Here is a 22,341-nt window from a genome sequence, read left to right as displayed (position 1 = left end):
TAATTCATGAAACAAACTTTAATTACCCTCAAAAATAACAATGGCATGCAGGTTGTGGTATCTGACTTTGGTGCGCGTTTGTGTTCTATTATTTTCCCGACATGTCATGGGTCAAAAGAAATGCTCATGCGCTATCAAGATGAAAGTCAGTTTGTTGATGACCCATTTTATGTCGGTGCTATTTGCGGGCGAGTTGCAAACCGAATTGGTCGAGGCCGTTTTAGTTATGATGGGCACACTTATCAATATTCTCAAAATGATGGCGAGCATTGTTTGCATGGCGGAGCGCAGAGCATTGATAAGCGGTTTTGGCATATTGCGGAACAGTCGCAATCATCAGTGACGCTTAAACTTGCATCACCTGATGGCGATAATGGCTTTGCCGGCAATGTGAATATTCAAGTTACCTATAGCCTTTCTGAAGATAACAAGCTCGAAATTGAGATTTGTGCGGATACAGATAAAACCACACCGCTTAATTTAACCAATCATGCTTACTTTAACCTGGCGGAGCACTCAGCTTTAGATCTAGAGCTGTGTATTGATGCTGAATCAGTGTTAGAAAAAGATGCGGGTAATATTCCAACCGGAAAATTGATTAAAGTCGATGAAAGCAAACTAGCGGCCTCAAAATTTGATTTTCGCGAGCCCAAATCGTTGCAGCAGGCTGGCGACCTAGATCATTATTTTGTGTTTCACAAAGCGCCTCAAGGCATGAGATTAGTGGCACAACTGGTATCAAAAAATAATGGCGTACGACTGAGTGTTTTTAGCGACCAAAATGGCCTGCAATGCTATATTGGGGGATTTCTATCAGCCCCATTTTCGCCGTACTCTGGCGTGTGTTTAGAGCTACATAATTACCCTGATGCATTAAATCATGAGCAGTTCGACAGCATTCTAGTTCAGCCAGAACAGCAATATAAAAACACTATGATATTGAGTTTTACTGAGCTTGATTGACTTTGATACTTTTTAAAAGCCAATCAATAGTAATATTCTGAAGCTAATATATGCAGTTTAAGACTTATGGCAGTTAGCCAAAAGTTGCTGCCAGAATGCTTCGCCTTTGCGTCGAGCTAAACGGATATTATTTTCAGGAATGCTTTCTGGGTCGTCGTAATTTGCCAGTGCTTCGGCCATGCTTTCCTCACGAATAAGGTGCAGTGTTGGGTAAGGCGCACGATTGGTGTAATTGGCAGCATCGCCCGGTTCGCTGTCGGCAAACTCATAGTCTGGGTGGAAGTGAGCGATTTGATATTTACCTTCATAGCCTTGTGCAGCTAGAAGTGCGTTAGCAAGGTCGACTAAGTCTAAGTAACTATCAAAATCTTTAAACCCTTCAGCAAAAATAAGCAGGGTAGTTTCTACTTCTGGATGCGCGTCTAAATGTGCCAGTTGTTCAAGCATGGTCATCACCGCGTCTTCGTGTTTTTCGTCGTCTGAGACAATATAGGTGATGGTATTTGCTTCGACTTCTTTGCGAGCAAACGGACAAAAGTTGAATTTTACAATGACGCTTTTAACCCAATTTTGCATGGCTTGGGTAATTAAGGTGTGTTCAGTTGTCATAAAATATTGCTCGATAATTTAAGAAAGATGTGTGCTGATTAAGTTAACGGTTTTGGCTATCGCGCCCTGATTTTTTTGCAAGCAGGCAAGGGCGTTCGTTCCGAGTTCTGCACAATCACTTGGGTTGTTGAAAAGTCTATTTATTTGGTCCGCCAATTCGTTACTAGAATTTACGGTAATACAGCCTTGGTGCGCCCCTAAATCAGGGTAAATATGGGCAAAATTATAGACATGAGGGCCTACCAAAGTGCCTACTGAAAATGCTGCAGCCTCTAATGGGTTGTGACCGCCGCGTTCAATTAAACTGCCGCCAATGTAGGCAATGTTAGCACTGCCAAACAAGTATTTAAGTTCGCCTAAAGTATCAGCCAATAGAGCTTGGCTATTCGGGTTAAACTCTCCTGAGCGCTTAGAAAACGACAAGTTCGAGTCTTTGAGAAGCTCTGCAACTTTGGCAAATTGCTCCGGGTGTCTTGGTGCAATAATCAGTAGTGCATCAGGATGAGTTTCAAGCACTTGTTGGTGGGCTGCGAGAACTTGTTCATGTTCACCGGGGTGGGTTGAACCGGCAACCCAGATTTTGCTGCGATTGAAGCACTGTTTTAATTCAGCGACAGTCGCTTTGGCCTCTTCATCGACTTTAATATCAAATTTAATTGAGCCTGTTATTGTGACTTTATCTTTATTGAGCCCTAGCTGTAAGAAGCGCTTAGCATCTTCTTCGTTGTGACTCGCTAAATTAGTTATATGGTTCATGATGTCTTTAGCAAGGGGGAGTACTTTTTGATAGCCCTGAAGTGACTTCTCTGACAGGCGAGCATTAACAACATTGACTGCAATCTTTTTCGCATGAGCTGCGGCAAATAAATTTGGCCAAAGCTCCGTTTCTAGTACCACAAGTTGCACAGGCGTTAATGTATTTATAAAGCGTTTACTGGCACCCCAAAAGTCGATAGGCAAATAGCAATGGGGCGTATCAGGTAAGCTATTTTGAATTTGTGCGCGACCTGTAGGCGTATTGCAAGTAACGATAATCGCTTGGTTTGGGTTTTCAGCTTTGAACGCTTTTATAAGCGGTGCTGCAGCTAAAACCTCGCCGACAGAAGCACAGTGAAACACAATCGCTTTCTTAGGTAATTTTTTTAAACCCAAAGCAAATCGCTCGGTAAAAAAATCACGGTAGCCCGCATTTTTTTTGCCACGTATTACATAAAGGTAAAACACAATGAGAGGGCTGAGTGCGTATAAAAACAATGAATATAAAAAGCGCGCCATAACCAACCGTTATTATTGAAGTAAGTAAACAACCGCCATTTTAACCCGCTCAACCTCTGATGAAAACGAATTAACAAATTTAAACAGTTTAGGGTCGTGCTCCTGTTTATTGAATTTGTTACTATGGCAAGTTCATTAGAGAAGAATTGAATTATGAAGTTAAAGCTATTTTCAACCTTATTTGCTGCAGCTTTGGGTATCGCAGGTCAAGCGATGGCTGCGCCTACCGCGTATTTACCATTAGGTAAGCACCCAGTGCTAGAGCATCAAATCGACAGAATGTTTGCCATCTCAACAGGCACGCCAATGGCGAAGCCTTACCGTATTTATGATGTGCAAATTGCTCTCAGACAAATTAAACAATCAAATCCAGACCTTCACGCGCAGATTTTATCAGGTATTCAACCTTATATGAGTCGTGATGCCGTCACACGTATGGGCGTAAAACTTAGAGCGGATTCTGGCGCTGAAGTAAAGCTGGCTAATGATCGCAGTAACAGCTCAAGTGAGTATGCAGAAGTGTCTTTTGATGGTATTTGGCGCGGTGGTGAGCATAGTTTAATGCAACTCGGCGCAGAGTATCGTGTGGAGCAAGGTAAGCTTGTAGCTTATAACAGCTTCTATGCGTTAGGTGGTGATAATTTACAGCTGAATTTAGGTTACAAAGAGCATTGGTTCTCGCCGTTTAAAACATTTGCGCAAGTTTACTCTAACAATGCTCAAGCCCCTTTATCTGTTTCACTGGGGTTAAACGCGCCGTTAAAGAATTGGTGGAATTTCGATTTTGAGCTTTTCTATTCAAAATTAGAGCATGTTGAAAATGGCATTTTGTATCAAGGTACTTTGCACAGTGGTACGCCAAAACTTGCTGGTACGCATTTATCGATTGAGCCTATTGATGGTTGGAAAATTGGCGTGAACCGCATGATGCAATTCGGTGGTGGGCCAAGAAAGGTATCAATGAAAGATGTTTTTAAAGCGTATTTTGATCCCGCGGGGAATGATAACTCTGGCTTAACAGGCAGCCGAGATACTGAGTTAGGCGATCAATGGGCTACATTAACCAGTACCTACAGAAGTCATTGGCTTACACCGATTGAATGGTCTTTTGAATATGGTGGTGAAGATACTAAAAATCATAAGAACTACCAGGTAGGTAATACAGCTGCCAGTTTTGGTGTATTTGTTCCTTCGCTGTTAGAAAATGCAACCTTTCGCTATGAATATACCAATATGCATAGTTTATGGTACGTAAATGAAATTTACGAAACCAAAGGAAATACCATCAATGGTGCTGTAGTGGGTCACTTTGCTTCGGATAGAAGCAACTTTGATGATGGTGCACCGTCACAAATTCATACATTAGAGACGACTTACTTTTCAAGCCCATCAGAACTATGGTCTTTAAAGTTTTCGATGATAGATAATACCAGTGAATATTTAAATGAGTTAGGCGAGCTAGGTGGTAAGTATGAAACTTCACATGAACTACAGATAATTAATAACCGAGCCTATGACGAAAAGCGCCTGGAAACCACACTCACCTTAGGTAAAGATGTATTTGGTGAAAACTATACTTGGTTAGCGGTCAATGTATACTGGTAGACCAGTAGCAAGACAATCGATTTTTGACAACAGCGGGAAAAGTAGGAACGCACATGTCGCAAGATATTAAAAAAGATAACATGCTTGAAAATAGTTTTTTAGCAAGCCTTGAGCGCCACAGAGCGCTGTTTGCAACAGTAGATAAATACCAAAGTGAAGCGATGCAGCTTTTAGTCGCTTGTCAAAAAGCGCTAAAGTCTGGTGGTAAAGTAATTTGGTGTGGTAATGGCGGTAGCGCTGCTGATGCACAGCATTTAGCGGCTGAATTTGTTGTACGTTATAAATTAGAGCGTGGTCCTTTAGCGTCGATTGCGTTAACAACAGATACCTCTATTTTAACCGCGCACTCAAACGACTATCACTTCGACACGGTTTTTGAGCGCCAGATCCAAGCATTATGTAAACCTGAAGATGTGGTGATCGGTTTAACAACTTCGGGTACAAGTCCAAACATTAACTTAGCGCTGCAAGCTGCAAATGAGATTGGCGCATACACGGTAGCGCTAACAGGCCGTGAAGGTGGCTTAGTAAAAGATATTGCTAACCTACCAATTATCATTGCCAATGATGAAACGGCTCGTATACAAGAAGCACATATGTTTATTGGTCACTGGTTATGTGAAGCCATTGATCTAGCGATTGAGAAAGGCGAATAATGGATTTAAGTTATTTTCAAAAGTTATCACAAGCTAAAATTCTGGTCGTTGGTGATGTGATGCTCGACAGATACTGGCATGGTGATACTGGCCGTATTTCACCAGAAGCGCCAGTGCCCGTTGTTAAAGTTAGCAAACTCGAAGATAAAGCCGGTGGTGCAGCCAACGTTGCCAAAAACATCGCGTACTTAGATGGTCAAGTTAGCCTATTGGGTATTATTGGTAATGATGATAACGGCAGCTCACTGCAAACGTTACTAAAAAACGAGAAAATTAACTCTCAGCTTATTACTCAGGATGATGCGCCAACTATCGCTAAAATGCGTGTGATTAGCCGTCATCAGCAAGTTGTGCGTCTTGATTTAGAAGAAACCTTCCTCGAGGCACATTCTGAGTTATTGTTGCAAAAACTCACTGAGATTGTCGATGACTTCGATGTGGTAGTTTTCTCTGACTACAACAAGGGGTCATTAGCTAAAATCGGCGAGATGATTAAAGTGGCAAAAGCGGCTGGCAAAACCGTTTTAGTCGACCCTAAATCTAAACAGCTTGCCGATTACCGTGGTGCAGATTTTATTACTCCGAATCTTAATGAGTACACCGCAGCAGGTGGCATTAAAGGCGACGAGCAAGTACTTGCTGATTGTTCGCGTAAAATTATTGCCGATTGCGGCATTGGTGCCATGTTACTGACTCGCTCTGAGCAGGGCATGTCGTTGATCACACCTAGTGAGAAACATGATTTTGCGGCGCAAGTATTAGAAGTCTCGGATGTTACTGGTGCAGGCGATACGGTTATTGCAACGTTAGCTGTGATGCTTGGTACAGGCATGCCAGCCAAACAAGCGGTTGAAATTGCCAATGTGGCGGCGGGGTTAGTGGTTGCGAAATTGGGTGCTGCGACAGTGTCACCTGAAGAGCTATCTGCAAAGCTGACGCAATACCTACGTGAAAGTGGTGAGCAATACCAAGCACCGACGCAAGAAATCTTGCATCATATTGAGCTTGCTCGTCAGCGCGGCGAGAAAATTGTCTTCACGAATGGCTGTTTTGATATTTTACACGCGGGTCACGTACGTTATTTGGCGCAGGCTAAAGCGCGAGGTGACAAGCTGGTTGTTGGTTTAAATAACGATGCTTCAATCAGTCGTTTAAAAGGCCCTGAGCGGCCAATTAATCCTTTAGATGAACGTGCTACCGTAATTGGTGCACTTGCGTCAGTTGATTGGGTGATCTCATTTGGTGCGGTAGAAGAAAACGACACACCAGCTAAGCTTATTGAGCAAGTAAAACCTGATGTATTAGTCAAAGGCGGTGATTACAAAGTTGAAGAAATCGCAGGTGCTGATTTTGTCCTAGCAAATGGCGGTACTGTTGAAGTGCTTGAATTTGTAAATGGCTGCTCAACTTCGAATGTGATTAAGAAAATTCAAAGTAATTAATTTATTGAGAGTTTTTTAGAAGAAGCCCAAGCTTGCGCTTGGGTTTTTTCGTTTTAAAACTTACTTCAGATTTTCAGAAATGAACGATATAACGCATAAAACTCATCCCACTCGCTTTCTCGCCAATAAAACTCAGTATTTCGGTTTAATTCTTTTATAAAAGAACGTTTAAGACGCGCCATATTATTTTCAACCGTTTGTTGAGAGGGCTTGCGGATTTCGCCTCTATCAAAGTCGATTAGAAAAACCTTGCCTTGCTCGTCAAACAAGATGTTATTGATATTTAAGTCAGCGTGAAACACACCGGTGTTGTGAAAGCGCGCTAAGGTTTCTGCGGTTGCTTGCCACTCACTTTCAGTCAGTGGGGCTTGTTTTAGTTTGTCGAGCACACTTTGTGCGCCAGTAACGGCTTCTGTGATCAGATCGCCACGGTAAATAAGCCCGCTGCGCTGCACTTTTGCGGCAATCGGTTTGGATACCGGCAAGCCTAATTCTTCTAGTTGTGTTAGAAGTTGAAACTCTTGATAGGTACGGGTGCTTTCTAATCGGCTAAATAGATATTGATCTGATAAAACCTTACCCACTAAGCCGCCACGCCAATAGTGGCGCAACACACCGATTTGCTCACCTAGGTTCAAAAAGTAGGTTTTAGCACGGCCTTTTTTTTCACCCACGACTTTGTTTTGTTGTTGCCAATAGCTAGGCTCGAACCAGTTTTCTTCAACGGGTAAAGGTGAGTTATCGGGCAATAGGATACTGGTGTTGGCAGAGGAATGAATGACGCGCATAAAGTTCTAAATCAGTTTTTTGCTAAGTATATACTTAAAAGGGATCGGGATTCGAGATGTGAGGGCGTTTGCTTTAACAAGTTGGGCTAGATAATAAATTAAGTTAAACTGCTGCCAACTATTTTTACAAGCATAAGAGACTGTTGTGGTTTTATCTTCAACTCCTAAAGATATTTGTATTTTACGTTTGTCGGCGATTGGTGATGTGTGTCATGCCGTGTCGGCCGTACAGGCTATTCAGCGTCATTACCCAGAGGCGAAAATCACTTGGGTGGTGGGCAAAATCGAAGCCATGTTATTACAAGATATGCCAGGAGTTGAGTTTGTTATTTTCGATAAAAAACAAGGTAAAGCGGCATTTAAACAGTTAAAAGAGACCTTTAAAGGTCGTCAGTTTGATGTGCTACTGCACATGCAAGTGGCGCTTCGCGCAAACTTTGCGGCTCGTTGCATTCCTGCCAAAGTCAAAGTGGGCTTTGATTGGCACCGTGCGAAAGAAGGGCACTTCTTATTTACTAATAAGCGTATTGCTGCTGAAAAATCAGCGCACGTACTCGAGGGTTTTAGGGGGTTTGCTAAAGCCATTGGTGTGCCGCATTACGAGCCAACCTGGCAAATGCCAGTAAGTGATGACGATAAGAATGTTGCCGCTGAGTTACTATCTGGGCTTGAAAATGTCTTCGTTATCTCCCCCGCTGCAAGTAAAGCGGAGCGAAACTGGTTGCCAGAGCGTTATGCCGAAATTGCCAAATATGCAAAACAAAAAGGGTTTAATGTGGTGATCACTGGTGGTCCTACAGATATGGAGCGCCAACTTGCAGCAGACATTATCTCTTATTTAGATTTTGAAGTGTTGAACCTAGTTGGCAAAACCACTTTGAAGCAACTTGTGTGTGTTTTAGAGCAAGCTAAATTGGTCATAGCACCAGACACTGGTCCTGCGCACATGGCGGTTACTATGGGTACGCCTGTAATTGGTTTATATGCTCATTCAAATCCTGCTCGCACAGGCCCATATCTTTATCAAGATTATGTGGTTGAGGTATATCATAAAAACCTTCAAGCACAGTTTAAGAAAAGTGCCGAGCAGTTACCTTGGGGGACGCGTGTTAAAGGCAAAACCTTGATGTCGCAAATTAGCGTGGCAGATGTACAAGCTATGTTTGACCTAGTTTGCAAAGAGCAACACCTTATTTAACAGCCTTTTATTTTTTAAAACTAAACGAATTAGCAATCATCATGACAATGAAACAAAAAGCCGTTTTTCTCGATAGAGATGGGGTGATCAATCACGATCACGCTTATGTGCATAAAATTGAAGATTTTGAATTTATCGATGGGGTATTCGACGCTTGTCGTGATTTTATCGCTAAAGGTTATATTTTAATTGTGGTGACCAATCAATCGGGCATTGGCCGCGGTTATTATGATGAAGCACAATTTATGCGGCTGACCGAATGGATGAAAGCACAATTTGCGCAGCAGCAATGCCCAGTATCTGCGGTGTATTTTTGTCCGCATCACCCTAAAAATGCGTTACCTGAATATCTGCGAGACTGTGATTGTCGTAAGCCACACCCCGGCATGTTGCAGCAAGGTATTGATGCATTTGATATTGATGTGTCACAAAGCGTGATGATCGGCGATAAAGTATCAGATGTGCAAGCAGCTCGTGCTGCGGGTATTAAAACGGCTATTTTAGTCAACTCAGGGCAAGCTTTTTCAGAGCAAGATGCAGCAGAAGCTGATCAAGTCTGTGTTTCTATTAAAGAAACGGTTGCATTTGTCTCATAAACATTTACATTCGCCTCAATTTTTGAACAATGGCTCCGTGCATTTATAGTGCGTAGCCCTTACAATACGCCTGTTTAAAATTATTGCGATAGTTAGGCGCAATGAACAGACAACAAAAACTGTGTGAAAACAGGCACACCGTGCAATTTATTGGAGACTCTACATGAGAGCATCGGCATTTTATAGTCAACTACAAGAGCAGCTTGAGCAAGTAAAAGCAGAAGGCTTATACAAAAGCGAGCGTATTATCACGTCTTCTCAGCAGGCTGAAATTGCAGTAGCAAGTGGTGACTCAGTAATTAACTTCTGTGCAAATAACTACCTAGGTTTAGCGAATCACCCAAGCTTAATTGAAGCCGCTAAGTCAGGCTTAGATGCCCATGGCTTTGGTGTAGCGTCAGTACGTTTTATTTGTGGTACACAAGATATCCATAAAACGCTTGAAGCAAAAATCAGCGAGTTTTTACAAACTGAAGATACTATTCTTTATTCTTCTTGTTTTGATGCCAACGCGGGTTTATTCGAAACAATTTTAGGCCCAGAAGATGCAATTATCTCTGACTCATTAAACCACGCGTCAATCATTGATGGTGTGCGCTTATGTAAAGCGAAGCGTTTCCGCTACGCAAACAACGACATGGCTGCACTTGAAGAGCAGCTCATTGCTGCAACTGAAGCGGGCGCGAAAACAAAACTAATCGCAACTGATGGCGTGTTCTCAATGGACGGCGTTATCTGTAACTTAGAAGCTGTATGTGATTTAGCTGATAAGTACGATGCACTTGTGATGGTTGATGACTCTCACGCTGTTGGCTTTGTGGGTGAAAATGGTCGTGGTACACACGAATACTGCAATGTAATTGACCGTGTTGATATCATCACAGGTACTTTAGGTAAAGCACTAGGTGGTGCGTCAGGTGGTTACACTTCTGGTAAGAAAGAAGTGATTGATTGGCTACGTCAGCGCTCACGTCCTTATTTATTCTCAAACTCTTTAGCGCCTTCAATCGTAACTGCATCAATTGCAGTACTTGATATGCTTAAAGATGGTAAAGCATTGCGAGATCAACTTTGGGAAAATGCAGCTTACTTCCGTGAGAACATGGAAGCTGCAGGTTTCACTTGTGCAGGTAAAGATCACGCAATTATCCCTGTAATGCTTGGTGATGCCAAAGTGGCTGCAGCGATGGCTGACAAGTTATTAGCTGAAGGTATTTATGTAACAGGCTTCTCATTCCCTGTTGTACCAAAAGGCCAAGCTCGTATTCGTACGCAAATTTCAGCGGCGCATACAAGAGCGCAGCTAGATAAAGCAATTGATGCCTTTACCCGTATTGGTAAAGAGCTAGGTATCATCTAAATTTATTAAATAGCATTACGCTTATTAATACTGAAATTCGCCAAATCATAAGTATGATCTGGCGAATTGTTTTTTGCTTGGGACGTAACAATGAAAGCATTATCGAAATTAAAAGCTGAACCTGGGATTTGGATGACAGATGCACCAAAACCAGAGGTTGGGCACAATGACTTACTAATCAAAATTCGTAAAACCGCGATTTGTGGCACAGACGTACACATCTATAAGTGGGATGAGTGGGCGCAAAACACCATTCCTACCCCTATGGTTGTGGGTCATGAATATGTGGGTGAAGTGGTTGGTATGGGCCAAGAGGTACGTGGTTTTGAGCTTGGCGACCGTGTATCTGGTGAAGGCCATATTACTTGCGGCCATTGTCGTAACTGTCGTGCAGGCCGCGTACATTTATGTCGTAACACCATTGGTGTGGGTGTCAACCGCGAAGGTTCATTTGCTGAGTACCTAGTTATTCCTGCTTACAATGCATTTAAGATCCCAGATAACATTTCTGACGAACTGGCTTCAATCTTTGACCCATTTGGTAATGCGGTACACACAGCGCTGTCATTCGATCTTGTGGGTGAAGATGTGTTGATCACAGGTGCGGGCCCGATTGGTATTATGGCTGCAGCTGTGGCGAAGCACGTAGGTGCACGTCATGTAGTAATTACTGATGTGAACGAATACCGCCTAGAGCTTGCACGTAAAATGGGCGCAACACGTGCCGTTAACGTGGCAGAAGAAAAGCTTGAAGACGTTATGAAAGAGCTTGGTATGACAGAAGGCTTTGACATCGGTCTTGAAATGTCAGGTGTGCCAGTGGCGTTTAACTCAATGTTAAACAACATGAACCACGGCGGTAAGATTGCCATGTTAGGTATTCCACCATCGGATATGGCGGTTGATTGGAATCAAGTTATTTTCAAAGGCTTAGTGATCAAAGGTATTTATGGTCGTGAGATGTTTGAAACTTGGTACAAGATGGCAAGCCTTATCCAGTCTGGTTTAAATCTTGACCCTATCATCACACACCAGTTCCATATTGATGAGTTCCAAACTGGTTTCGATACCATGATCTCTGGTCAATCAGGTAAAGTGATCTTAAACTGGGACTAATGAAGTTCCATTTGTTTTAAAGGCGGCAAATGTCGCCTTTTTGTTTTTTGAGAAGTAATTTATGCCGTTTAAACATATTTCAGTTGCACAAACTAAAGAGCTTATGCAGCGCGATGATGTCGTTATTGCCGATATTCGTGATCCAAATGCCTTCGCTGCTGGCCACATGCCCGGCGCCATTCATTTATCAAATGCAAACATCGGCCAATTTATGGTTGAAAAAGACTATGAGCAACCAATCGTTGTGGTTTGCTATCATGGTGTGAGTTCGCAAGGCGCTGCTAATTATCTTATCGAGCAAGGTTTTGAAGACGTGTATAGCATGGACGGCGGGTTTACGCAGTGGGCGCTTGAGCAACCAGAGTCTGTGAGCCAATGATTTTATTAGGTCAACACTCAGAGCCTAGAGCCTTGCAAGGCGCAGCTGACTATTTTAAGAGTCAGGGTATTAAGGTTAAGTTGACCTATTTAGACAACCGCACTGCACAAGTGTGGGTGTCAGAGCACGATGCAGAACGTGCAACGCTTCTGTGGCAAGAGTTTTTAAGTAACCCTTACCATGAGCGCTATTTAGCGGCGTCATGGCAAACAGGTGATACCCAAGTAAAGTTTAACTACATGGGTAAAGATTTAAATCTTGCGAAGCGGTTTGTCGGGTTGCACTGGTTTTTAAAACTCACCTTTATTGTTTGTATCTCGGTTTTTGCCAGTTTCTTCTTGGTACAAAACCCACAATCTTGGTTAGATAAATTACTGTTTAATCCAGCCGAGCCTTTATCTTGGTTGACGCCAGCCATAATTCATTTTGGTGCATTACATCTTATTTTTAACCTGAGCTGGTGGTTGTATTTAGGCAATAAAATCGTCAAGCAAGCAGGCAGTTCGAGCTTATTCTTGCTGTTTTTTGTTTCTGCATTAGTGAGTAATTGGGCGCAGTATTTATTAGTCGATAACCGCTTTGGTGGCTTAAGTGGGGTGGTCTATGCCTTACTTGGTTTTGCGTGGATTTACAGCACTAAACTGCCCGAAGAAAAGCAGTTAATTACTAAACCAATCGTCGGTTTTATGCTGGTGTGGATGATATTAGGGTTTGCTGATGTATTGTTTATTAGTATGGCGAACTGGGCGCATTTATTTGGATTATTATGCGGAATGGCAATTGCTGCATTACAACTGCCAAAGGCAAATAACAGTTAGTGATAAAGATATTTAGTAAATAATACTTCACGGATAATTTCTTCGCCGGTTTCATCCTTAAGTAGCTTCTTTAATTTTTCAGCGCAGCGCTGGCGAATTTCTTCACGGCCAGTCAGTGATTTTATTGTCTCTTCAGGCTCTTTACTTAAGATCTGCACAATGGCATCTCGAAGCAGTGGCGTGTGATGCTCTACAATGGCGATGTTTTTTACGTCCGTCAGCATTAAATCCACGGTGACACGAATATAGCCCAACTTCTTGTTAGACTGACCTATGTAGTTGGTGATGATGTCTGGCTCAAAACCAAAGTAACCTACATTACCTTCCGCGCGCACTGAAGTGCTACTTAATGTAAGTAGAAGTAAAGCGAATAAGCCTGAGATCATCTTCATAGTGAGCGAAGTTCCTGTTATTAAAACTGTCTTTTAAAGCGATTGTAACTGTATTTTTTGCAAATATATACTCTGTTTCATTGTTTTAACAAGTATAGAAAACCTCCTATAAATACCAATCTGTATTGCTGATATTTTGTAATTAAACATAACTTAAAATCCAGCAATGTAAAAAGGGTCTCCTGAACTTTGTTGCCGAACTGAGCAATGTTATGATGTGTCGGTTGTAATCTGGGTAAGATATTATTTTGTTAAAGCATCCTCTTTCAATCGATTTTTCATGGCAAAGTTCACTCTCTGAACTTGATGTGCCTGCTGCTCTGAGACCTGTTTTAAGTGATACAGGGTCTCTTACAGCGCGTTTAAAACAAAAAAGCACTGACTTCAAGGTCGTGGTGCTGAATGAACAACCAATCAAAGCTAAATTATGTGATGGCAATGTGCATGATTACATTTGCCGAGAAGTCTTATTATATTGTGATGATGTTGTGCAAGTGTATGCTCAAAGCTGGATTTCCATCCCTGCCTGTGAGAAAGGTGTTGAGCAGTTGGGAGAGACACCGTTAGGCGAGGTGTTATTTCAAAATGAACTTTGGCAGCGCTCAGATTTAGAAATGGCAGAAGTAGAATCTCGAGAGGAATTGGCTCAACTCTTAAATCGGAATGACATTACTCGCATGCCCATTTTTGCCAGAAGACGTATTTTTTCTCAATCAGATGCCCATGTGATGGTGTGTGAAGTATTTTTACCTGAGGTATTAGATGCAGCTTGAAGCCTTAAAGTGGCAAAATATTGATGCTTATAAGCAATTAATGCGCACTGACAAACCAATTGGTACCTTGCTTTTATTGTGGCCTACATACTGGGCCTTATGGTTAGCCAATGATGGTCTACCAAGCTGGGACTTGTTAATTATATTTTCACTGGGTGTGTTTGTGATGCGCAGTGCAGGGTGTGTTATTAATGACTTTGCGGATAGAAAAATAGATGGAGCTGTTAAACGCACTTCAGGTCGCCCTTTGGCTGTGGGGAAAGTGTCGGCAGGTGAAGCGTTAAGTTTGTTTACGTTATTAATTGTTATTGCATTTCTATTGGTGCTGGCCTTGAATTGGCAGACTATCATTTTGTCGTTTGGTGCACTTGCATTGGCTGCTTGCTATCCGTTTATGAAGCGTTATACGCATTTACCACAAGTGGTGTTAGGTGCTGCATTTAGTTGGGCTATTCCTATGGCATTTATGGCCTCTCAGCAACACGTGCCCGCGATTGCTTGGTGGTTGTTTGCTGCTAACTTAATTTGGACTGTGGCTTATGACACCATGTATGCCATGGTAGATAGAGATGATGACTTAAAGCTAGGTGTAAAATCTACTGCAGTCTTACTCGGAGAGTTGGATAGACTGATAATCGCGTTATTGAATGTGACGTTCGTGATAATAATGGCTTTAATTTTTAGTGCACAAAATGTCACTTTATACGCTTTTATTGGACTTGCTTTAGCCTCTTGCTTACTGGTTTATCAACAAAAGCTTATTCAATTAAGAAGGCGAGAAGAGTGCTTCAAAGCATTTTTAAATAATCACTATGTGGGCATGTTGATATTTTTAGGTTTGGCTCTGTCCACGGTATGAATTGATTGAGTATGATTTTCAAGGGACAAAAAAACCTGCTAAGCGCAGGTTTTTTTTAACTTTATTAAATGATTGAACGTTTAAGCACTAATGCTTTGTTTGTATTCAAACTTTTCAATAAGATTAACTAATTCTTTAATATTGGCATCTTCGCTGAGCGTATGGTTAGTCCTTACTAAAACCTGCTCTGTTGGAAGATCTTTATTAGTTTTAATCATAACAACATCAGAGTCTTGAGCGACCAGCTTTGAATGTTCAATACCTGCAATAGCAAAAAGATCGCTATTTTTGATGTTACTAAGCACCTCATTTATATTGCCTACTCGCATAGAGGTTGCTTTATTGAAACTGTCAGCGGTTTCATTCACCATGTGTTGAACTTGTCTTGATTGAGAAAGACAGCCAAACATAGGGTATTTAACCAAATCTTGTTTAGTAACAGAATCGTTCATTAATAAAGGATGTGTCTTTGCAACAAACATGATTAGCTGATCAGGAATATAAATATCTGAACTTGCCAGTTCAGCTGAGTGCATACACACACTGATGTCGATCTCACCTAATTGAAGCTTATTCATCAGATCAGATTCATCAAGCATCTGCATCTCAACTTTAACACTTGAGTGGTGAGCTAAAAACTGGCCGCAGACGACTGGCACAACGCTGCTCATTTGCTGTGTATAGCCAATAACTAACTTTTCTTGGTCATTACCAAACAGGCTTTGTTTGATGCTCTTTTTGGCATTCTCAAGTTCATTAAGGGTGGTTTTGCAGTAAGATAAAAAAAGCTCGCCTTGTTCGGTTAAACGGACAGAGCGTGTAGAGCGCTTAACTAGCTCACAACCTATTTCTTCTTCAAGGGTTTGAATGCTACGGGTCAGGGCTGAAGTGCTAATATTAGTCTTTTCAGCTGCTTGGCGAAAATGTCTTAAATTGCCTAGAGCAACAAATTGCTCGAGTTGTTCAAATCTCATTTGAAATTCCTTTTAATTTCAACGGTTCGTATAGAACAGTGTATTTACCCAATACTAATACAAAACGCAATATGGGTGAAATACTTTTTTACATTAAAATTACAAATAACTAGTCGGGATAATTATCTCTGATACTGATGAATTGATCCAAGTTATTTATAAATAAATCAACAAGTTTTGGTTCGAAGTGTTTACCTTTCTCTGATTGTATCAGTGAAATAACTTTTTCTAAAGGCCAAGCTGGCTTATAGCATCTATCACTTCCTAGTGCATCAAACACATCAGCCAATGCGGTAATACGGCCTACAATATCTATGCATTCGCCTTTTAAGCCTTGCGGGTAACCACTACCATCCCACTTTTCGTGATGATGGTAAGCGATTGTTGCTCCACATTTGAGAATTTCATTACTTGAATTATGGAGAATTTCGTACCCGACTTGTGCATGAGTCTGCATCACAGCCCATTCATCTTGATCTAACTTTCCTGGCTTATTTAATATTCTGTCCGGAATACTAATCTTACCTATGTCATGTAAAGGAGAGGCGAGTTTGATTATTTCGGATTGGTAGTCGCTTAACCCGTAAAGCTTAGCGAGCAGTTGGCTGTAATTTGCTACACGCTTTACATGCGAGCCAGTTTCTTTAGAGCGCTTTTCAACGGCTTCACCTAAAATGTATGAAAGTTCTTTTTGTGACTCTCTAACCGTTTCTCGCAGTTTTATGTTGTCGTAGGCCAGCGCTATATTATTGGCGAAAAATGCCAGTAATTGACAGTCTGTTTGCTGCAGAGCTGAGTCTTTACTGACGTACAACATGGTCTCGCCGCCACCTTGAGAAGGAAAGTAACCGATGTACTCAAACTCGGTTTGTAGCGAGTGTTTTTTATTGTGCGTTTCCATAAAAAGCTGTTTAACATTTTGTGGAATAGCATCTGTGGTTGGCTCTACTCCTTCTCCGGAAGCCGCGAGTAACTGAAAATGCTCGGCTTGAGAGCTTTGATTGTTTACGGCTGCGGCGCAATAAATATCACTGGATGATAATCCCATCACATCAGACACGTGAGCAAGAATAGTTGATGCAAACTCCCTGACACTGTTACAGCTTAAAAAGGAGCCTGATGCATCGATGATGCGTTCGAGCCCAGCTTTATGTTTGGCGATGGTTTGTATGTCTCTGTGAGAGCGTAGCGCTGAATAAAGCAAAGTTTTTAGTTTTACGGCAGTTAATTCGGTTTTATTTTTATAGTCGTTAATGTCGTAATCACGGATAACAGCTTCTTCTGGTGCTTCTCCTGGCTGCCCAGTCCTTAAAATCAGACGAATATCATGATTGCCTATATCTTGGCGTATATATTTTATAAGGTCTAAACCTGCATGGTTACTCTCCATAACCACATCAATTAAACCAACTGAAATATTTTCTTCTTTGTGGAGAATGCCCATGGCTTCTTTAGCCGAGTAAGCATGGTGAAAGCGAAGAGACTTATTCTCGAATTCAAAACCTGATAGAACCAACTTTGTTACTTGATGAATATCTTCTTCGTCATCAACAACTAAAACATCCCAATAATCTTCGCTATTGGCGACAGATTCTAAGTCTTGATTTAAGTTTTCGTCAGAAAATAGAAAATTATTCACGCTTAGCCCTAACCTAACCTATTCAAAATGAGTATAGACAGGAAAGGGCTAGCTTGCTTAATTAGGCAGTGGGCTTTTTTTCAATATTTTGCAATTCTATTTCAATTGCATCACAAGAAATGTGTATTTCATACAGCGAGATAATTAGAGATAAAGTTAAACAGCACAAACTCACACCAAACAAAATAATGCCTGGCAATTGTTGTTCAATGAATAAGCTAAACATTGAGAGTGTGCAAAGCAAAAAAGAAAATACGCCCCATACCTGCATGGCACGGATTAATTTAATTCGCTTTTTTAGATTATCGATTTGAGCTAAAACAACAGGACGATTAGTACTACCTTCTCTTGCGTTTAGCTCTCTAATCAATTGTGCTAGCACTAAAAATCGGTTGGTATATGCTAATAACAATAACGAAATGGCAGGAAATAACAGTGCAGGTGTTGTAAGTGTCATAACAGTCTTAATTTTTAGGTCTTTTTAAAGTTCATTATGACAGATAAATCTTGGCAATGGTGTGAAGTTTTTAACACGGATAATGTAATAGAAGCACATTTAGTAAAAGGCTTATTAGAGCAGGCCAAAATTAGTGTTTTACTTAAAGGTGAAGCATTGCAAGGTGCACTTGGAGAAATACCGCTAGATCAGGCGAAGGTTTCTGTGTGGGTTTATCAGATAAAGTTACGCCAAGCGCAGCAAATATTGTTAAACTACCAACAACAAGAAAAAGACACTGAATGGCGTTGCCCTGAGTGTAGTGAATTTAATGGGCCAGCTTTTCAATCGTGCTGGCAATGTGGAAAAGATTATGAGTAAAGCGAATAACTTTCAGCGAATTAGAGAGTTAAATTATTTACAAAAAGCAGTGCTGGCTGCAGCAGTATTAGAACGTATGTTGCCGAACTACGAATTGTTCAGCGAAGCCACAGAGTTCGGTGATGCCAGTACGTTGCGCAGTGCGCTCAATGTTTGCTGGGAAAAAATCTTATTACCGAAAAGTAAAATCAGTTTAGAAAAGCAAGTTGAGAAAATTGAACCGAATGTGCCAGAGCTGAACGATTACCCAATGTTTGGAACGTATCCAGCGATTGATGCTGCAACTGCTTTACTTGGTTTAATTCATGGTCTGATGGCGAAAGATGAGCATGAATTTGTGAGCGTTGCGAAAATTTCGCAAGCAACCGTTGCGCGTTATGTCGAGTTATTGATCGAAAGCGAAGGTTTAGAACCGGAAAACAAACTGGTTCGTGAGCACCCCTATATGCAGTATGAAATTGAAGTGTTAGGCGAGTTAATTGAATTCGTAGAGAATATGGGCCGTATCAGCAGTGACAGTGTGAAAGCGCTTAAACAACAAGCTATCGCTGATGGTCAAACTAATATCGGCATTGCAATTTAACGTAAAGATTAAGAGATTGGAGAATTATTAGTGCGCATTTTAGGCATTGAATCATCTTGTGACGAAACGGGAATTGCAATTTACGATGATGGGCTAGGGTTATTGGCTCATAAGCTTTACAGCCAAGTAAAAGTGCATGCTGACTACGGCGGTGTAGTACCCGAGCTGGCTTCTCGAGACCATGTTCGCAAAACCATACCACTGATTGATGAAGCATTTAAAGAAGCAGGTTGTGGCCCAGAAGACATCGATGGTGTTGCTTATACTGCGGGACCTGGTTTAGTTGGCGCTTTGTTAGTCGGTACTTCAATTGGTCGCTCTTTGGCGTTTGCTTGGGATAAGCCTGCTGTAGCAGTGCACCATATGGAGGGTCATTTATTAGCGCCTATGCTTGAAGACGAGCAACCAGAATTCCCGTTTGTGGCGCTACTAGTTTCTGGCGGCCATACCATGATGGTGAAAGTGGCAGGTATCGGTGAATATGAAGTGCTAGGTGAGTCAGTTGATGATGCCGCAGGTGAAGCATTTGATAAAACAGCTAAATTATTAGGTTTAGACTATCCAGGCGGCCCGTTACTGGCAAAAATGGCCGAACAGGGGACACCTGGCCGCTTTACTTTTCCGCGCCCTATGACAGATAAACCTGGCTTAGATTTTAGTTTTAGTGGCTTAAAAACGGCGGCAGCTAACACCATTCGTAGCGAAGGTGATGACGAGCAAACCAAAGCTGATATTGCCCATGCATTCCAAACTGCTGTAATCGATACACTGGCGATTAAGTGCAAACGAGCCCTAAAACAAACAGGTATCAAGCGTTTAGTTATTGCTGGTGGTGTGAGTGCAAACACTGAGCTGCGTCAAAAGCTTGAGCGCATGATGCAAGGTATGAAAGGGCAAGTGTTTTATCCTCGTACTGAGTTTTGTACTGATAATGGCGCTATGATTGCGTTTGCGGGTATGCAGAGATTAAAAGCCAAGCAATATGCCCCACTTGATATGAAAACTCAGCCACGTTGGCCGATTGAAAGCTTACCGCCACTGTAGACTTTATAACTAAGACTTCTTTTTACCTATTTTAGGCTCTTTCCCTTGAAGGAGCCTTTTTATATTGGCGCGATGGCGAAAGATAATCAGCACAGTTAAAAAGCTGACCGGCACAGTATAAAGCGGTTTAATCAACCACGTATAAAGCGGAGCGAGAGCTACAGTCACAATCGCGCCTAGCGATGAATATCGAGTAAGCCAAACCACAATGGCCCACGTTGCAATCAACAGCCCACCTAAACTTAGCCCAATAGGTAATAAAGCGCCAAATGCCGTCGCAACGGCTTTTCCCCCATTAAAATGAAAAAACACGGGGTAAATGTGTCCAAGACAAGCGGCAACCGCAATCGCGCCTAACCAATTTGGCTCAACCCCTAAAAAATAAGCCCCCCAAACGGGAATGGTGCCTTTTAAAATATCGAAAGCTAAGACTAATGCTGCGGGAAGTTTTCCTCCTAATCGAAGCACATTGGTTGCGCCTGGATTGTTAGAGCCAGAAAAGCGAGGATCGGGTAACTTGAATAACTGACACACGAGCACTGCAGACGATACAGAACCAATTAAATAGGCACATATGCAGATTAACGTAATTAACACAGTTTTCCTTATTTTGTCTTCAGCGTATTTCGGCTATTATTTCCCGATTCGAATGTAACTATATAAGTTACCAATCTATTTGTCACAGACAAAATACCAAAGTGGGGCGTGAATGGATAAGGTCTATATTTCTCAGCTACATGTTGAAACCATTATTGGCGTGTACGATTTCGAGAAAGAGAGTAAACAAAGTTTATACTTTGATGTGGAAATGCTGACCGATATTCGAGCCGCGGCACAAAGTGATGACATCAATTTGGCCGTAGATTATGCCAAAGTCAGCGAAGATATCATTGCGCTCACGACAGCAAAACCTGTTGAATTATTAGAGACTCTCGTTGAACAGCTTGCTGCGCTTATCTTAGCAAAATACAACGTCAGCCAAGTGACGATTAAGGTAAGTAAACCTGCGGCTGTGCCGGCAGCACAAACGGTTGGTGTTGAGATCACTCGAGCGAAAGCAGCTTAACATGGCACAGATTTTTATAAGTTTGGGCTCAAACGTCGACAGAGAAAAACATCTTCGTGCCGGTTTAAATACCTTAATTGCACACTTTCCTGAGTATCAGCACTCAAATGTCTATGAAAGCGAAGCCGTAGGGTTTAACGGAAATAACTTTTACAACTCTGTCTTGGCTGCAAAAACACATATGCCGCTTGATGAGGTATGTGCTTTACTCAAGCAAATCGAAAGAGACAATGGTCGAACGCCCGCGGATAAAAAATTTAGCCCCCGTACCCTCGATCTGGATTTGTTGTTCTACGATGATGTTGTGTGCGACACACCTGCGCAATTACCACGCGATGAAATTACCAAAAATGCGTTCGTATTACAGCCACTGGCTGAATTAGCACCGCATTTTTATCACCCAGTAGCTAAGCAAACCATCGGTGAACTTTGGCAAAATTATCACAACTCAAACCAAAAGCTATGGAAAGTGGAGTTCTAACCTATGAGCATTATTGAAATTATCGTGTTGGCCTTAGTACAAGGTCTAACAGAGTTTTTACCTATTTCGAGTTCGGCGCACTTAATTCTGCCGTCGCAAGTATTGGGTTGGCAAGACCAAGGCACAGCCTTTGACGTGGCTGTTCACGTCGGTACGTTGTTAGCGGTGATTATTTATTTCAGAAAAGAAGTCGCAGATATTTTAACGGCTTGGTTTAAGTCATTTGGTGCACAAGGTAAAACCGATGATAGCCAGCTTGGCTGGTGGATTATTTTGGCAACTTTACCGTCATTGATTATAGGTTATTTATTGAAAGATTTTGTAGAAGTATATTCGCGTAATGCATGGATCATAGCTACAACGACCATCGTATTTGGCTTATTGCTTTGGTATGCCGATGCGAAGGCCAAACAAATCAAAACCATTTACCAAATTAACTGGGTAATGGCGTTAATGATTGGTTTATCGCAGGTGGTGGCCATGTTATTCCCGGGCACATCACGTTCAGGTATCACCATGACAACGGGCTTATTACTTGGCTTAAATAAGCAAAGCGCAGCACGTTTCTCTTTCTTAATGTCTATTCCGGTTATCGCTGCAGCGGGCTCATACTATATCTATAAGCTATCGACAGGCGAAGAACTGATTGATTGGAACGCAATTATTTTAGGGGCGGTGTTATCGTTTATTGCAGCTTATGCGTGTATCTACTTCTTCTTAAAAGTGATTGAGAAGATGGGCATGTTCCCGTTTGTCGTTTACCGTTTATTGTTAGGCCTTGGCCTATTTGCTTTTTTAATGTGGTAAACGTTATTTAAATTTTTAAGCATAGTTATTAGACAGCGCTTCGGCGCTGTTTTTTTATGTCTAAAAAAAAATAAGAAATAACCTTTTGAGAGACGAGAGAC

General features: G+C 41.7%; 26 protein-coding genes. 18 read left to right on the top strand and 8 right to left on the bottom strand.

What is annotated here, in order from left to right; all coding sequences use genetic code 11:
* Positions 1 to 6 precede the first annotated feature (6 nt).
* Positions 7 to 963, top strand: coding sequence for an aldose epimerase family protein (locus ACH784_RS14050; RefSeq protein ID WP_404391198.1), 957 nt, complete (start codon positions 7 to 9; stop codon positions 961 to 963).
* Between the two features lie 57 nt (positions 964 to 1,020).
* Here the strand turns inward: ACH784_RS14050 and ACH784_RS14045 are convergent, their stop codons facing one another.
* A complete protein-coding gene (locus ACH784_RS14045) occupies positions 1,021 to 1,572 on the bottom strand; it encodes a DUF1415 domain-containing protein (protein ID WP_404391196.1) in 552 nt (183 codons plus the stop codon).
* An 18-nt stretch (positions 1,573 to 1,590) separates the two neighbouring features.
* Positions 1,591 to 2,847: a lipid IV(A) 3-deoxy-D-manno-octulosonic acid transferase gene (gene waaA, locus ACH784_RS14040; protein WP_404391194.1), complete on the bottom strand. Its 1,257-nt coding sequence runs from the start codon at positions 2,845 to 2,847 to the stop codon at positions 1,591 to 1,593.
* A 153-nt stretch (positions 2,848 to 3,000) separates the two neighbouring features.
* Between waaA and ACH784_RS14035 the strand changes: the two genes are divergently transcribed.
* The 3 genes from ACH784_RS14035 to hldE are packed head-to-tail and all read left to right on the top strand — an operon-like array spanning position 3,001 to position 6,550.
* On the top strand, positions 3,001 to 4,452 hold the full coding sequence (locus ACH784_RS14035) for a capsule assembly Wzi family protein (RefSeq protein WP_404391192.1): 1,452 nt from the start codon (positions 3,001 to 3,003) through the stop codon (positions 4,450 to 4,452).
* 53 nt (positions 4,453 to 4,505) lie between these two features.
* Positions 4,506 to 5,108, top strand: a complete 603-nt coding sequence (locus ACH784_RS14030; protein ID WP_404391190.1) for an SIS domain-containing protein — start codon at positions 4,506 to 4,508, stop codon at positions 5,106 to 5,108.
* Positions 5,108 to 6,550 (top strand): bifunctional D-glycero-beta-D-manno-heptose-7-phosphate kinase/D-glycero-beta-D-manno-heptose 1-phosphate adenylyltransferase HldE, encoded by a 1,443-nt coding sequence (gene hldE / locus ACH784_RS14025; RefSeq protein WP_404391188.1) that lies wholly within the window; start codon positions 5,108 to 5,110, stop codon positions 6,548 to 6,550. The genes ACH784_RS14030 and hldE overlap by 1 nt, the downstream gene beginning before the upstream one ends.
* A gap of 65 nt (positions 6,551 to 6,615) precedes the next feature.
* On the opposite strand, the gene ACH784_RS14020 is transcribed toward hldE, so the two are convergent.
* Positions 6,616 to 7,338: a 3-deoxy-D-manno-octulosonic acid kinase gene (locus ACH784_RS14020; RefSeq protein WP_404391186.1), complete on the bottom strand. Its 723-nt coding sequence runs from the start codon at positions 7,336 to 7,338 to the stop codon at positions 6,616 to 6,618.
* Between the two features lie 145 nt (positions 7,339 to 7,483).
* Here ACH784_RS14020 and ACH784_RS14015 point away from each other — a divergent pair, with 145 nt between their 5' ends.
* The 6 genes from ACH784_RS14015 (at position 7,484) to glpG (ending at position 12,805) form a co-directional block, all read left to right on the top strand.
* Positions 7,484 to 8,536, top strand: a complete 1,053-nt coding sequence (locus ACH784_RS14015; protein ID WP_404391184.1) for a glycosyltransferase family 9 protein — start codon at positions 7,484 to 7,486, stop codon at positions 8,534 to 8,536.
* A 47-nt stretch (positions 8,537 to 8,583) separates the two neighbouring features.
* Entirely contained in the window at positions 8,584 to 9,132 is a 549-nt protein-coding gene (gene gmhB, locus ACH784_RS14010; protein WP_404395274.1) for a D-glycero-beta-D-manno-heptose 1,7-bisphosphate 7-phosphatase, read from the top strand.
* Between the two features lie 163 nt (positions 9,133 to 9,295).
* A complete protein-coding gene (locus ACH784_RS14005) occupies positions 9,296 to 10,492 on the top strand; it encodes a glycine C-acetyltransferase (RefSeq protein ID WP_404391182.1) in 1,197 nt (398 codons plus the stop codon).
* 90 nt (positions 10,493 to 10,582) lie between these two features.
* Positions 10,583 to 11,608 carry an L-threonine 3-dehydrogenase gene (tdh, locus tag ACH784_RS14000; RefSeq protein WP_404391180.1) on the top strand — a complete coding sequence of 342 codons (1,026 nt, stop codon included), beginning with the start codon at positions 10,583 to 10,585 and terminating at the stop codon, positions 11,606 to 11,608.
* A gap of 61 nt (positions 11,609 to 11,669) precedes the next feature.
* Positions 11,670 to 11,987 (top strand): thiosulfate sulfurtransferase GlpE, encoded by a 318-nt coding sequence (glpE, locus tag ACH784_RS13995; RefSeq protein WP_404391178.1) that lies wholly within the window; start codon positions 11,670 to 11,672, stop codon positions 11,985 to 11,987.
* On the top strand, positions 11,984 to 12,805 hold the full coding sequence (gene glpG, locus ACH784_RS13990; RefSeq protein ID WP_404391176.1) for a rhomboid family intramembrane serine protease GlpG: 822 nt from the start codon (positions 11,984 to 11,986) through the stop codon (positions 12,803 to 12,805). Before glpE ends, glpG begins: the two co-directional genes overlap by 4 nt.
* On the opposite strand, the gene ACH784_RS13985 is transcribed toward glpG, so the two are convergent.
* Positions 12,802 to 13,197, bottom strand: coding sequence for a flagellar basal body-associated protein FliL (locus ACH784_RS13985; protein ID WP_404391174.1), 396 nt, complete (start codon positions 13,195 to 13,197; stop codon positions 12,802 to 12,804). The genes glpG and ACH784_RS13985 overlap by 4 nt on opposite strands.
* Positions 13,198 to 13,445: 248 nt before the next feature.
* Here ACH784_RS13985 and ACH784_RS13980 point away from each other — a divergent pair, with 248 nt between their 5' ends.
* The gene (locus ACH784_RS13980; protein WP_404391172.1) at positions 13,446 to 13,970 is read left to right on the top strand and encodes a chorismate--pyruvate lyase family protein; all 525 of its coding nucleotides are present in this window, start codon (positions 13,446 to 13,448) and stop codon (positions 13,968 to 13,970) included.
* Positions 13,960 to 14,829 (top strand): 4-hydroxybenzoate octaprenyltransferase, encoded by an 870-nt coding sequence (ubiA, locus tag ACH784_RS13975; RefSeq protein ID WP_404391170.1) that lies wholly within the window; start codon positions 13,960 to 13,962, stop codon positions 14,827 to 14,829. Before ACH784_RS13980 ends, ubiA begins: the two co-directional genes overlap by 11 nt.
* A gap of 80 nt (positions 14,830 to 14,909) precedes the next feature.
* On the opposite strand, the gene ACH784_RS13970 is transcribed toward ubiA, so the two are convergent.
* The 3 genes from ACH784_RS13970 to ACH784_RS13960 form a co-directional block, all read right to left on the bottom strand.
* Positions 14,910 to 15,803, bottom strand: a complete 894-nt coding sequence (locus ACH784_RS13970; protein WP_404391168.1) for a LysR family transcriptional regulator — start codon at positions 15,801 to 15,803, stop codon at positions 14,910 to 14,912.
* Positions 15,804 to 15,912: 109 nt separating this feature from the next.
* Positions 15,913 to 17,442: a DUF3369 domain-containing protein gene (locus tag ACH784_RS13965; protein ID WP_404391166.1), complete on the bottom strand. Its 1,530-nt coding sequence runs from the start codon at positions 17,440 to 17,442 to the stop codon at positions 15,913 to 15,915.
* 61 nt (positions 17,443 to 17,503) lie between these two features.
* Positions 17,504 to 17,899, bottom strand: a complete 396-nt coding sequence (locus tag ACH784_RS13960) for a DUF2721 domain-containing protein (protein ID WP_404391164.1) — start codon at positions 17,897 to 17,899, stop codon at positions 17,504 to 17,506.
* Positions 17,900 to 17,935: 36 nt separating this feature from the next.
* Between ACH784_RS13960 and ACH784_RS13955 the strand changes: the two genes are divergently transcribed.
* The 3 genes from ACH784_RS13955 to tsaD are packed head-to-tail and all read left to right on the top strand — an operon-like array spanning position 17,936 to position 19,886.
* Positions 17,936 to 18,259 (top strand): DUF2007 domain-containing protein, encoded by a 324-nt coding sequence (locus ACH784_RS13955; RefSeq protein WP_404391162.1) that lies wholly within the window; start codon positions 17,936 to 17,938, stop codon positions 18,257 to 18,259.
* On the top strand, positions 18,252 to 18,842 hold the full coding sequence (locus tag ACH784_RS13950) for a YjaG family protein (RefSeq protein ID WP_404391160.1): 591 nt from the start codon (positions 18,252 to 18,254) through the stop codon (positions 18,840 to 18,842). The genes ACH784_RS13955 and ACH784_RS13950 overlap by 8 nt, the downstream gene beginning before the upstream one ends.
* Positions 18,843 to 18,872: 30 nt before the next feature.
* On the top strand, positions 18,873 to 19,886 hold the full coding sequence (gene tsaD, locus ACH784_RS13945; protein ID WP_404391158.1) for a tRNA (adenosine(37)-N6)-threonylcarbamoyltransferase complex transferase subunit TsaD: 1,014 nt from the start codon (positions 18,873 to 18,875) through the stop codon (positions 19,884 to 19,886).
* 9 nt (positions 19,887 to 19,895) lie between these two features.
* Here the strand turns inward: tsaD and plsY are convergent, their stop codons facing one another.
* On the bottom strand, positions 19,896 to 20,483 hold the full coding sequence (gene plsY / locus ACH784_RS13940; protein WP_404391156.1) for a glycerol-3-phosphate 1-O-acyltransferase PlsY: 588 nt from the start codon (positions 20,481 to 20,483) through the stop codon (positions 19,896 to 19,898).
* Positions 20,484 to 20,595: 112 nt separating this feature from the next.
* Between plsY and folB the strand changes: the two genes are divergently transcribed.
* The 3 genes from folB to ACH784_RS13925 are packed head-to-tail and all read left to right on the top strand — an operon-like array spanning position 20,596 to position 22,240.
* On the top strand, positions 20,596 to 20,952 hold the full coding sequence (gene folB, locus ACH784_RS13935; RefSeq protein ID WP_404391154.1) for a dihydroneopterin aldolase: 357 nt from the start codon (positions 20,596 to 20,598) through the stop codon (positions 20,950 to 20,952).
* Between the two features lies 1 nt (position 20,953).
* Positions 20,954 to 21,433 (top strand): 2-amino-4-hydroxy-6-hydroxymethyldihydropteridine diphosphokinase, encoded by a 480-nt coding sequence (gene folK, locus ACH784_RS13930; protein ID WP_404391152.1) that lies wholly within the window; start codon positions 20,954 to 20,956, stop codon positions 21,431 to 21,433.
* Positions 21,434 to 21,436: 3 nt separating this feature from the next.
* Positions 21,437 to 22,240, top strand: a complete 804-nt coding sequence (locus ACH784_RS13925; RefSeq protein ID WP_404391150.1) for an undecaprenyl-diphosphate phosphatase — start codon at positions 21,437 to 21,439, stop codon at positions 22,238 to 22,240.
* The last annotated feature ends 101 nt before the right edge of the window (positions 22,241 to 22,341 follow it).

The sequence above is a fragment of the Pseudoalteromonas phenolica genome, from assembly GCF_044788725.1.
GTDB classification, from domain to species: domain Bacteria; phylum Pseudomonadota; class Gammaproteobacteria; order Enterobacterales; family Alteromonadaceae; genus Pseudoalteromonas; species Pseudoalteromonas phenolica_C.
This window is presented reverse-complemented; position numbering and strand designations above follow the sequence as displayed.

Bases quoted from the DNA above. Each gene is read 5' to 3' on its own strand.
- ACH784_RS14050 (WP_404391198.1), top strand. From the start codon at position 7: ATGAAACAAACTTTAATTACCCTCAAAAATAACAATGGCATGCAGGTT.
- ACH784_RS14045 (WP_404391196.1), bottom strand. From the start codon at position 1,572: ATGACAACTGAACACACCTTAATTACCCAAGCCATGCAAAATTGGGTT.
- waaA (WP_404391194.1), bottom strand. From the start codon at position 2,847: ATGGCGCGCTTTTTATATTCATTGTTTTTATACGCACTCAGCCCTCTC.
- ACH784_RS14035 (WP_404391192.1), top strand. From the start codon at position 3,001: ATGAAGTTAAAGCTATTTTCAACCTTATTTGCTGCAGCTTTGGGTATC.
- ACH784_RS14030 (WP_404391190.1), top strand. From the start codon at position 4,506: ATGTCGCAAGATATTAAAAAAGATAACATGCTTGAAAATAGTTTTTTA.
- hldE (WP_404391188.1), top strand. From the start codon at position 5,108: ATGGATTTAAGTTATTTTCAAAAGTTATCACAAGCTAAAATTCTGGTC.
- ACH784_RS14020 (WP_404391186.1), bottom strand. From the start codon at position 7,338: ATGCGCGTCATTCATTCCTCTGCCAACACCAGTATCCTATTGCCCGAT.
- gmhB (WP_404395274.1), top strand. From the start codon at position 8,584: ATGAAACAAAAAGCCGTTTTTCTCGATAGAGATGGGGTGATCAATCAC.
- ACH784_RS14005 (WP_404391182.1), top strand. From the start codon at position 9,296: ATGAGAGCATCGGCATTTTATAGTCAACTACAAGAGCAGCTTGAGCAA.
- tdh (WP_404391180.1), top strand. From the start codon at position 10,583: ATGAAAGCATTATCGAAATTAAAAGCTGAACCTGGGATTTGGATGACA.
- glpE (WP_404391178.1), top strand. From the start codon at position 11,670: ATGCCGTTTAAACATATTTCAGTTGCACAAACTAAAGAGCTTATGCAG.
- glpG (WP_404391176.1), top strand. From the start codon at position 11,984: ATGATTTTATTAGGTCAACACTCAGAGCCTAGAGCCTTGCAAGGCGCA.
- ACH784_RS13985 (WP_404391174.1), bottom strand. From the start codon at position 13,197: ATGAAGATGATCTCAGGCTTATTCGCTTTACTTCTACTTACATTAAGT.
- ubiA (WP_404391170.1), top strand. From the start codon at position 13,960: ATGCAGCTTGAAGCCTTAAAGTGGCAAAATATTGATGCTTATAAGCAA.
- ACH784_RS13970 (WP_404391168.1), bottom strand. From the start codon at position 15,803: ATGAGATTTGAACAACTCGAGCAATTTGTTGCTCTAGGCAATTTAAGA.
- ACH784_RS13960 (WP_404391164.1), bottom strand. From the start codon at position 17,899: ATGACACTTACAACACCTGCACTGTTATTTCCTGCCATTTCGTTATTG.
- ACH784_RS13955 (WP_404391162.1), top strand. From the start codon at position 17,936: ATGACAGATAAATCTTGGCAATGGTGTGAAGTTTTTAACACGGATAAT.
- ACH784_RS13950 (WP_404391160.1), top strand. From the start codon at position 18,252: ATGAGTAAAGCGAATAACTTTCAGCGAATTAGAGAGTTAAATTATTTA.
- folB (WP_404391154.1), top strand. From the start codon at position 20,596: ATGGATAAGGTCTATATTTCTCAGCTACATGTTGAAACCATTATTGGC.
- folK (WP_404391152.1), top strand. From the start codon at position 20,954: ATGGCACAGATTTTTATAAGTTTGGGCTCAAACGTCGACAGAGAAAAA.
- ACH784_RS13925 (WP_404391150.1), top strand. From the start codon at position 21,437: ATGAGCATTATTGAAATTATCGTGTTGGCCTTAGTACAAGGTCTAACA.